8 protein-coding genes are annotated in these 9,789 nt (G+C 56.3%); 2 read left to right on the top strand and 6 right to left on the bottom strand.

Annotated elements, in window-relative coordinates; genetic code table 11:
• The first annotated feature begins 87 nt into the window (after positions 1-87).
• Entirely contained in the window at positions 88-564 is a 477-nt protein-coding gene (gene soxR / locus VF694_RS04290) for a redox-sensitive transcriptional activator SoxR (protein ID WP_003803192.1), read from the top strand.
• On the opposite strand, the gene VF694_RS04285 is transcribed toward soxR, so the two are convergent.
• The 5 genes from VF694_RS04285 to VF694_RS04265 form a co-directional block, all read right to left on the bottom strand.
• Positions 561-2,552 carry a BCCT family transporter gene (locus VF694_RS04285; protein ID WP_003803194.1) on the bottom strand — a complete coding sequence of 664 codons (1,992 nt, stop codon included), beginning with the start codon at positions 2,550-2,552 and terminating at the stop codon, positions 561-563. The genes soxR and VF694_RS04285 overlap by 4 nt on opposite strands.
• 85 nt (positions 2,553-2,637) lie before the next feature.
• Entirely contained in the window at positions 2,638-3,504 is an 867-nt protein-coding gene (gene pdxK / locus VF694_RS04280) for a pyridoxine/pyridoxal/pyridoxamine kinase (protein WP_003803196.1), read from the bottom strand.
• On the bottom strand, positions 3,501-4,223 hold the full coding sequence (locus VF694_RS04275) for a glutamine amidotransferase (protein ID WP_003803198.1): 723 nt from the start codon (positions 4,221-4,223) through the stop codon (positions 3,501-3,503). The genes pdxK and VF694_RS04275 overlap by 4 nt, the downstream gene beginning before the upstream one ends.
• 32 nt (positions 4,224-4,255) lie before the next feature.
• Complete coding sequence (locus VF694_RS04270) at positions 4,256-5,308, bottom strand: 2Fe-2S iron-sulfur cluster-binding protein (protein WP_003803200.1); 1,053 nt, start codon at positions 5,306-5,308, stop codon at positions 4,256-4,258.
• Positions 5,305-6,258 (bottom strand): AurF N-oxygenase family protein, encoded by a 954-nt coding sequence (locus VF694_RS04265; protein WP_003803202.1) that lies wholly within the window; start codon positions 6,256-6,258, stop codon positions 5,305-5,307. The genes VF694_RS04270 and VF694_RS04265 overlap by 4 nt, the downstream gene beginning before the upstream one ends.
• Positions 6,259-6,922: 664 nt before the next feature.
• Here VF694_RS04265 and glyA point away from each other — a divergent pair.
• A complete protein-coding gene (glyA, locus tag VF694_RS04260) occupies positions 6,923-8,218 on the top strand; it encodes a serine hydroxymethyltransferase (RefSeq protein WP_440163775.1) in 1,296 nt (431 codons plus the stop codon).
• 12 nt (positions 8,219-8,230) lie between these two features.
• On the opposite strand, the gene pdxR is transcribed toward glyA, so the two are convergent.
• Positions 8,231-9,736: a MocR-like pyridoxine biosynthesis transcription factor PdxR gene (gene pdxR / locus VF694_RS04255; protein WP_003803206.1), complete on the bottom strand. Its 1,506-nt coding sequence runs from the start codon at positions 9,734-9,736 to the stop codon at positions 8,231-8,233.
• Between the last annotated feature and the right edge of the window lie 53 nt (positions 9,737-9,789).

Below are 9,789 nucleotides of genomic sequence, written 5' to 3'. Positions count from 1 at the left end.
ACGACAAAAAGGCAGCCGACATGGCTTGCCTTAACTAGGGACCTGGACTATAAAACCTCAAGTTAACTTGAGGTCAAGGGGGCCGAAATGGAAAAAACAGTCGATCCCAGCCGTACCCTGACGGTGGGGGAAGTGGCCAGACGCAGCGGCGTGCCTGTCTCCACCGTGCATTTTTACGAGTCTAAGGGCTTGATTGCCAGCACGCGCAACAGTGGAAACCAGCGCCGCTTTGATTCAGTGGTGCTGCGCTATATTGCGATTATCAAAGTCGCCCAGCGCACCGGCATTCCGCTGGACGAAATCCGCGATGCCTTGCGTGGCTTGCCGGCGGGCAGCAAGCCCAACGCACAGCAATGGCAAGCCATGTCGCGCCGCTGGAAAGACAGTTTGAATGAGCGTATTGAACAGTTGACGCGTCTGCGAGATGAGCTGATGCATTGCATTGGCTGTGGGTGCCTGTCGATGAATGAATGCCCGTTGCGCAATCCGGCTGACATTTTGGGCCAGCAAGGGCCCGGTCCCCAGATTCTGGAAAGAAAGCTGGAGACCGGCGTAGCGTCTTAGCTCGGGTCGGGCGACTGCGCGTAAAGCGCCGTTGCCTCCGAGGTAACCAGGGCCTGGTAGCGCTCGAAGTGGTTCAGGATATCGTTGATGACCTGGCTGGAAGACAGCCCCATCAGGTCGTAACCCCGACTGCCATCGGCAAACACCGTGCGCACCTGCCATTCCTGAGGGCGGGTCTGCTCGTTACGGGCGGCCGCCGCGGTGAAACTGGCGACGCGGCGCGCACGCAGTTCCACCCCATAGACGAAGTTGCGCTGGTTATCGGCCTGAATCGTCAACTGGGCCGTGTCTGCTTCGCCGGTTTCCAGGTTGACATTCAGGTTTCGCTTGCCCAGTTCCTCTGCCACAGCCTGCAAGGCGGGAATGACAGTGTCAGCCAGAAAACGACGGGCGTCGCGCTGATTAGGGGTGTGCAGGATGGTGGAAAGGCGCCGTCGCCAGGACACCTCCGAGCCAGGCGCCGGGCCGGACAGTGGGCCTTGACGACGTAGCCGGGACATATCCGCCTTCATGCCTTTGAACAGCCCCAAAATCAACAGGAACATGATGATGGCAAAAGGCAGGGCACTGACCAGAGTCACGGTTTGCAAAGCGGTCAGACCACCAGCCAGCAAGAGCAGGGAAGCGGCGGTGCCTTCCAGGGCGCACCAGTAAATGCGTTGCCAGACGGGGGCATCTTCCACCCCACCGGCGGCCAGAGTGTCGATAACCAGGGAGCCCGAGTCGGCTGAGGTCACAAAGAAAATAGCTACCAGAATAATTGCCAAGGTCGAGGTGACATTGGACCAGGGCAGGTATTCCAGAAACTCGAACAGGGCCACTGAGGCATTTGCAGCAGCATCCTGGGCCAGCTGGCCAGCGGCCACACCCATGTCCAGAAAGATGGCGGTATTACCAAAGACGGTCATCCAGAAGAAGGTAAACACCGTGGGCACCAGCAGTACGCCCAGCACGAATTCGCGGACTGTACGACCACGGGAAATACGGGCGATAAACATGCCTACAAAGGGTGACCACGCAATCCACCAGGCCCAGTAAAACAGGGTCCAGGCCTTCATCCAGCTTTGCCCGCGGAATGCTTGTGTACTGAATGAGCGCGCAAAAAAGTTATCGAGATAACCGCCGATATTCTGTACAAAAGCATTCATCAAAAAGGCCGTCGGGCCCACAAATAGCACAAACAGCATCAGGGCAACGGCAACCAGCAGATTCAATTCAGAGAGCCGGCGTATACCTACATCCAGTCCACTGACAACGGACAGGGTGGCCAAGGCGGTAACCACCACAATCAGAACAATTTGCAGCCAGGTTTCCTGAGGCCAGCCAAATAAATGTTCCAGGCCAGCGTTGATTTGCAGCACCCCAAGGCCCATGGACGTTGCGATACCGAACAAGGTGCCGCAGACGGCAAAGATATCGACGCTGTCGCCAATCCAGCCCTCAATGCGTTTGCCAAACAAGGGATAGAGTCCCGAGCGAATGGTCAGGGGCAGGTTATAGCGAAAGCAGAAATAGGCCAGGGATAAACCCACAACCGCGTAAACGGCCCATGCATGAACGCCCCAGTGAAAAAAGGTGATGATCTGCGCCTGATGTGCCGCCTCGACGGTGCTGGCCAGGCCCGAGGGTGGGGCCGAGAAGTGTTGCAGCGGCTCGGCCACGGCAAAGAACATCAGGCCAATGCCCATGCCTGCTGCAAACAGCATGGCCATCCAGGTCAGGTACGGGTAGTCGGGTTCCGAATCATCCGGCCCCAATTTCAGATTGCCATACCGGCTCAAGGCCAGGTAGACCACGGCAAAGAAAAACAGGGCCACAGCCAGGATATAAAACCAGCCGAAACTTTTAATGACCCAGTTTTGTAGCTGTTCAAAAATAAGTGCGGCGTCTTTAGGGAAAATAATTCCGATCAGCAAGAAGATCAGGACGATAAAGGTCGATCCCCAGAACACCCGTGGATGTAGCGTGCTTTTAAAAGGCAGCCCCATGTCATGCTCCGTTTGTAACTAAGAGGGCACAGCTTAACGAGAACGACTGCCGCTTGAAAGGTTTGTTAGATTAGGAAATATTTGCTCAGGGTCGGAAAGGATCTATTGGCAAAATGAGTTCCTGGTGTCCGGCCTGCCGGGTCAACTCCAGCTGATGCAGCACACTGGCGCTGGCTGTATGCACGGCCGAATGCAGGTCTGCGCCCAGGATCAGATGGGCGAGCAAGGTCGAGGCAAACAGATCGCCGGTGCCTTTGGCGGCGCAGTCGACGCGGGGGTGACCCAGCAAGGTGTCGGCGCGGGGCTCTTTGCGGGCCATTAACAGTTTGATCTGCCCATCCTGCCAGGATTGGGGAGCAGCACTGGTGGCAATGACCCACTCCGTGCGACCGTTAAGCAGTTTGTGCGCGGCGCTGGAGCTGGCCTGAACGGTATCGCAGGGCTGTTGGGCCAACAGGGACAGTTCGTAGTTATTCGGGGTCAGACCATTGGCCAGTGGCAGCAAGGTGTCGTGGTAGCTGTCGATTAGTGCCGGGTCCACATAGACGCCTACATCCAGGTCGCCCATGACAGGGTCGACGATGACGAGTACATCCGGGTGTTGGCGCAGCAAGGTTTGGAGCCAGTGCGCAATGATGACGGCCTGTTGGGCACTGCCCAGATAGCCGATCAGGACCGCGCGCACCTGGTCCAGAGCACCGCGTAACACCAGGTCGTTCAAGAATCCTTCCAGCCACTCGTCGGGCACGGCGCCGCCATGGACGGTTGGATACTGGGGATTATTGCTCAGGAGCACAGTCGGAACGGTCGCCACCTTAAAGCCGTATCGGCGCAAGGTCGGGCCGGCAACATTGTTGCCCACCCGACCGTAAACCACTTGGGACTGAATGGAAACGACATCCACATGGTAGGGATGTCGTTCCCGATCAACAAACGTTACCGCATTGTTCATGCAGCACAATCGGCTTTGTCGGCTTGCTTGAGTTGGCTGAGCCAGCTGTTGAGAACCGTAGCGGCAGCGGCATGCAGGCGTTTCTGTACTGCCATGGCCTCCAGGCGCAGCATTTGCGGATCGATGTCAGCGTGTCCTAGCTCATTGGCATGACCGACCAGCCAGCGCTCCAGCTTGCTGGTGTCGGCTTCCAGGTGAAATTGCAGGCCCAGGACTTGAGTGCCGAAGGAAAAGGCCTGGTTCTGGCCTACATCGGTACTGGCCAGATGAACGGCGCCATCCGGAATGTCGAACTGATCCCCATGCCAGTGCAAAACGGGAATGCCACTGATGGCGGCCAAAGGCGACTCCTTGCCTGCCTCGCTCAGTTTCAGAGGAGAGAAACCGATTTCCTTGACACCTAGCGGGTAGACATTGGCGCCCAGCGCGCGCGCAATCAATTGTGCGCCCAGGCAAATGCCCAGCAGGGGCTTGCCAGCCAGCAGGAACTTGTGGATCAGTTCCAGCTCATCGCTCAGGAAGGGGTAGATTTTTTCGTCGTAAGCGCCGATCGGCCCGCCCAATACCACCAGCAGGTCCGCATCCTGTGCTCCCAAGTGACGCACAGACTCGACGGAAGGGTCAATATAGTGAACTTGGTAGCCCTGCTCGATCAGAACAGGCTCCAGCGTGCCCAAGTCCTCAAAATGAATATGACGCAGTGCGATGACTTTCTTCATAAGGTTTTCTTTCAGTCCAGAGGGTAAGGATGTCAGCTCGTGGTGCCGATGTCTACATTCATGGCACCCGATAGCGGGAAGGTGCAACATGCCAGAGCATGGCCCTGCGCCTTGTCCTGATCGCTCAGGCAAAAGTCAGGTTCAGAGCGGTATTCGCCCTCCGAGATCTGTACCCGGCACGCGCCGCAAATGCCCGACCGACATTGGCTGCGAATGGGTACATCGGCTGCTTCCAGCATTTCCAGCAGGCTGCTGCCCGGTTCGGGCGAGAGTGTTTGTCCGGTACTGCGTACATTGATCTGCAAGGGGGCGCTGCCAGCTGCAGGCTGGATCTCTGCGGCCGAGCTGGCCGGCGGGGAGAACGCCTCGATCAACATATGCGAGATGGGGTGTGCCTGTTTGGTGTATTCGCGCAGGGCTTGAGCAAAGCCGTGGCTGCCGCAAATGACGACGGCCTGCGGATCTTTTAGTTGCTCCATATTTTCAAAGGAGGGGCGTCCCACCTTGAAATGAGCGCTTTCACGGATTTTTTCCTGCGTGACAAACACCGTCAGCGTGAACCAGCTGCTGGTCAGATCCAGTTGCAATAGTTCATGCAAAAAGGGAATGTCGGCAATACGGGCAATACTGAGCAGCAAATGTACTTGTGGTACTGGCAAGCCGTCCTGGGCTCGCGCCGCCAGTTCACGCAGCAAGGCAATGGGCAGGGTAATGCCAATGCCGCCAGCGATCATGGCGATACGCTCATAACCGACAATAGAATCTACCGAAATCTCGCCTGCCACATACTGCAGGGGCACGCTCATGCCCTCGCGCAACGTGGCGTGCAAATGATCGGAGACGCTATTGCGGCCCGAACCTTTGACAGCAATTTCAATCAGGTCTGGATCGGCCACGCGAGTGATCGAATACATACGCTGTTGAATCGTGCCACCGGTATCGGGGTAGCTCAGGGCGACATGCTTGCCGGCCCGCAAGGCGCTCAGAAAATCGAAATGCTTACTTTGCACGCGCAAGGTGAACACTTTGACGTTTCCGGCCTCGGGGCGAACGGTCTCGCAGCGCGCCTGAATCATGGCTGTCATTGCAGCGCCTCCTGTTGCTCGTCTTGGGCCTGTGCCTGCCCCGATTTGCTGTTCAAGCCAATGCGCTCGATCAGGCTTTCAACCGAACCGGTGTACACGCCAATTTCGTTGGAATCGCCGGTGTCGTGCAAAATGTCGCGTGCATTGGGGAAGTTCACCATGGAGAACACTTTTTCCCAGGCGCCCATTTCGTTGTTGGCGAACATTTCCACGGTGCGCAGGATAACGGCACGCATATGCTCACGCTCTTTCTGGCTCAGACCGTGAATGATGTCCGAGGCGACAAAGCTGAACACGCTGGAGTGGCTCCACTCGTCCATGGCGTGCGTGCGGGTCACTTCATGGCAGATAGTCTGGATGCTCTTGTCCTCAGCCATGGTCTTGAGGTAGTCGGTAATCAGGGTTTCGGACGCGCAGGCAATGGCAAAGCGGGTCAGGCGACGCTCGGATTCAGAACTGCACTGGCTCAGGATGTCGTTGCGCCATTGCACCAGGTTGAAGTTGGTGAAATCCAAAGGTTGCAGACCGCGCATGGAATAGATGTAGTTGCATGCCATGATGGACATGCGGGTGTGCAGGGCTTCATCCAGCAAGGCCTGGGACATCACATCCTGCAGCAGATTGCGGTTGGCGCTCGGTGGCGGCGTCTTGATGATGTCTTCGCAGGACGGAGTGACGACGTTGCACTCCACATAAATGGTCTTGAGGTTGTAGATCCCCCAAGCGTAAGACAGACACTGCGATTTCAATTCCTCAGGTGCTTCCAGCCAGGCCTGGTGCTCACGGAAAGGCAGCAGACATTCGCTGAAATCGGCCTTGTTCGGATCGAATGCCAAATTGTTGTAGTCCGGCAGCTCCTGATTGACCGCCGCCCGGTTTTTCCAAAGTACAGACAGCTTTTGCAGCATATTACGTACAGCATCATCGGTTTCGTAGCTTTTGATAGTCATTTCAAACTTCCTTGCTGTTGGTTGCGATCCGTTCGAAATGAACAGATCGTTTTGTTATTCCACCTGTCTCTATTTCCGAATGGAAATTCGCAGGCTTAAAAGGATTTGCTGCTCTTTCAGCCCGGTTTCAAAAAAAGCCCGTTACCGGGTCTTTAGGAACCTTGCAAGATCAGCGCGGTTGAACTGCCGTTAAAGCAATGGCGTTTCCTGTGGTTATGGGAAAACTGGGGGTGGTTTTAATGCGCAGATTGAAAAGAGTGATAATCTGTTTGAGCGTTTAGAAGTATGGGCATTGAGTATTCGTTGGCTGCATTCTAATGATCCTATGACAATAAATGACAGACCATTTTCAGGATATTTAACAGACCACTTAAGAATAAAAATTTGATTTCTGTTTTAATTCTTGACTGAAATAATCGGGATTGGCTTTCTTGCTGTGTTTCAAGGGATTTTTAATTCTTTATGCCTTGAATGTTTATCCGGACAATAATGATTAAAAGTGGTCTGGTGAATTAATTTTTAATGGACTGTTTGATTGGACGATAAACAGAATAGGATGTTTATCTTTCGCCCTGGAAAACGACATACCCGGGCTTGCCCTTTTGTCTCGTGACTGAAAAACGGTCGCGACCGTCAAGGGGCTTATATCTAAACAGGAACTCCCATGAAGAGTCTTGCCGGTGGCGACACCTCCCACCTGCCTGTGGTGGGTTCGCAATTTCTACAGCAAAGCGATCGCAATCTTTGGGACATCATCGAGGCCGAGCGACGCCGACAGCAGCACACCATTGAGCTGATTGCTTCGGAGAATTACCTGAGCCGATCCGTTCTGGACGTACAGGGGTCCTTGCTGAGCAACAAGCAGGCGCAGGGATACCCAGGGCAACGGATTTATGGCGGGTGCGAACAGGCCGACCAAACCGAAGAGCTGGCTATCGAGCGGGCCAAGTCGGTGTTCGGGGCGGCGTTTGCCAATGTGCAGGCCCACTCGGGCAGCCAGGCCAATCTGGCGGTCTATCTGGCCCTGCTCTCGCCGGGTGATACTATTTTGGCGCTGGATCAAAGTGCCGGCGGCCATATCAGTCACGGCTCGCATGTGAATGTTTCGGGGCGCTGGTTTCGGACCTGTTCTTATGGTGTGGATCGCCAGACCCAGTGGGTGGACATGGATGAGGTGCGTGCTTTGGCTCACAAGGAGCGTCCTCGCCTGATCATCGCGGGTGGCTCCTCCTATTCACGGACGCCCGATTTTGCCGAGTTCAGAACGATTGCCAACGAGGTCAATGCATATCTGATGGTGGATCTGGCTCATAGCGCCGGACTGGTGGCGGCGGGCTTGATGGAGTCGCCCGTACCGCATGCCCATGTGACCACTTTTTCCACGCATGGCACTTTACGCGGTCCCCGAGGTGGCATCATTTTATGTAATGAGCCCAAGTTGGCGGAGCGTCTGAGTCAGGCTGTGTATCCGGGCCTGCAGGGTGGGCCTTTGCTGAACATTATGGCGGCCAAGGCAGTGGCACTGGGAGAGGCAATGAGCCCTGCCTATAAAGCCTATGCACAGGCGGTCATCATCAATGCGCGCAGTTTGTGCCGCCGATTGGCTGAAGGTGGCCTGACTGTGGTGTCGGGAGGCACGGACTGCCACTTTGGCGTGGTGGATCTGCGCCCCTGGGAGTTGTCCGGGCCCTTGGTAGAACGGGCCTTGGCGCAGTTGGGTATCAGCTTGAGCAAACATCGTGTGCCGTATGAGCAGGCTTATGCGGCCTATTCCGGCATACGGGTGGGGAGCGGCGCCTGTACGACCCGGGGGCTGGGGGAGGATGACTTCAAGGAAATTGGCGACATGATTCTGGCGTTGCTGGGCGGCGTGCGCAGCGGTGCTCGCAGCGCGCGCACCGAAAATGCCATTTTAGAAGGGGTAGCCGATCTGAACCGGCGATATCCCCTTGCATATTGACTGCAGCCTGGCTCAACCCTTGCCCTGACGCAAGGCGTTGGCCAGACGCAACATGGCGGATTCAATCTCGTAGGCCGTCAAGGATGCATAGCCCAGTAGCCACCCCTGTTGTTTTTCCTCACCAATATACAGCCGGCTCAAACCGGGTAGCTGTACGCCAGCGCTTAGGGCGCGGCGCAAGGTGTGTTCTTCCGACCAGCCTGGCTCAAGGAAACAGGGTATCTGCAAGCCGCCCTCAGGTCTGGCGGCGCGCACAATACCTTGAAGATGTTGTTCAATGGCCTCCAGCATGATCTCCCGACGCCCCGTGTACAGCTTGCGCATGGCCCGGATGTGCGAGTTGTAGTGGCCGTCTTCCATGAAACGCGCCAGGGTCAGCTGCAGTATCTGGGGAGTGTGCCCATCCATGATGCTGCGGGCTTGTGTAAAGGGTTTGACCAGCTCCGGCGGCAGAGCCATATACCCCATGCGCAGCCCCGGATAGAGCGTTTTGCTGAACGTGCCCAGGTAAATCGTACGCTGATACTTGTCCAGACCCTGCACGCAGGCGGTGGGCAGGCCGTCATAATGAAACTCGCTGTCGTAGTCGTCTTCCAGAATCCAGCGGCCATTTTCGGCCGCCCAGCGTATCAGTTCCAGGCGACGTTCCAGTGAAAGGGTCGCCCCTGTTGGGTACTGATGGGAGGGGGTGACATAAATGCAGTTTGCACCGCTGCGGTCTTCATGCAAAAGCTCGGTGCGCAGGCCCTGTTCGTCCACCCCAATAGGTACGACACGGGCTTCGGCCGCTTCAAAAGCCTTGCGCGCGCCGAAGTAACCTGGATTCTCAACCAGAATGGGCTTGCCCGCATCGACCAGCAGTTGCGCACACAGGAACAGAGCTTGGCGCGTACTGCTCAAAATCAGAATCTGATCCGCGGATACCTTGGCGCCTCGTTCCAGATTCAGGTATACGGCAATCGCTTTGCGCAAGGACTCGGTGCCCTGGGGATCACCATGTAGCAGGATGTTGGCGCGAAAGTCCTTCATGGCCTGACGCTGCAGGCGCTCCCAGACATCGGTCGGAAAGTTGCGGGTTTCAGGCAAGCCGGTGGCAAAGGCCTTGATGGTTTGCTGATCGGCAATACCGCCACTTTCAAATACGGCGCGGCCCCGGCGGCTCAAGCCGGTACCCGGTTCCATGACGCTGCGTTTCAGATCCTGGGCCTTGATGCGCCGGTAGGCGCTGCCTCGCAGCTCGGTTCCCACGGATTCAGAGACATAACTGCCCGAACCTTCACGTCGCACGATAAAGCCGTCGCGGTGGAGTTGGACATAGGCGTTCTCGACGGTATCGCGCGCCATGCTCAATGATTTGGCCAGTGAGCGCGTGGCAGGCAGCTTGACTCCGGGACCCAGAGCGCCATCCAGAATCAGCGCCCGTAGGGCACGTTGAATACGCTGGTGAAGATCCAGGGATTGAAGTTCGTCATCGTTAAGACGCATTTTCAAGGTGTCCAGTTCAAACGAACGCGTCATGCGGTCTGCTCCAGAGAAGATTAATGGTCTGACTAGTCAGACCATTGTGCTCG

The organism is Alcaligenes sp. Lyrl_28, assembly GCF_051948705.1.
Lineage (GTDB): Bacteria > Pseudomonadota > Gammaproteobacteria > Burkholderiales > Burkholderiaceae_B > Alcaligenes > Alcaligenes ammonioxydans.
This window is presented reverse-complemented; position numbering and strand designations above follow the sequence as displayed.

What these genes read in the sequence shown, in the direction of transcription:
- VF694_RS04275 (WP_003803198.1), bottom strand. Translation starts at nt 4,223, where the DNA reads ATGAAGAAAGTCATCGCACTGCGTCATATTCATTTTGAGGACTTGGGC.
- pdxK (WP_003803196.1), bottom strand. Translation starts at nt 3,504, where the DNA reads ATGAACAATGCGGTAACGTTTGTTGATCGGGAACGACATCCCTACCAT.
- VF694_RS04265 (WP_003803202.1), bottom strand. Translation starts at nt 6,258, where the DNA reads ATGACTATCAAAAGCTACGAAACCGATGATGCTGTACGTAATATGCTG.
- glyA (WP_440163775.1), top strand. Translation starts at nt 6,923, where the DNA reads ATGAAGAGTCTTGCCGGTGGCGACACCTCCCACCTGCCTGTGGTGGGT.
- pdxR (WP_003803206.1), bottom strand. Translation starts at nt 9,736, where the DNA reads ATGACGCGTTCGTTTGAACTGGACACCTTGAAAATGCGTCTTAACGAT.
- soxR (WP_003803192.1), top strand. Translation starts at nt 88, where the DNA reads ATGGAAAAAACAGTCGATCCCAGCCGTACCCTGACGGTGGGGGAAGTG.
- VF694_RS04285 (WP_003803194.1), bottom strand. Translation starts at nt 2,552, where the DNA reads ATGGGGCTGCCTTTTAAAAGCACGCTACATCCACGGGTGTTCTGGGGA.
- VF694_RS04270 (WP_003803200.1), bottom strand. Translation starts at nt 5,308, where the DNA reads ATGACAGCCATGATTCAGGCGCGCTGCGAGACCGTTCGCCCCGAGGCC.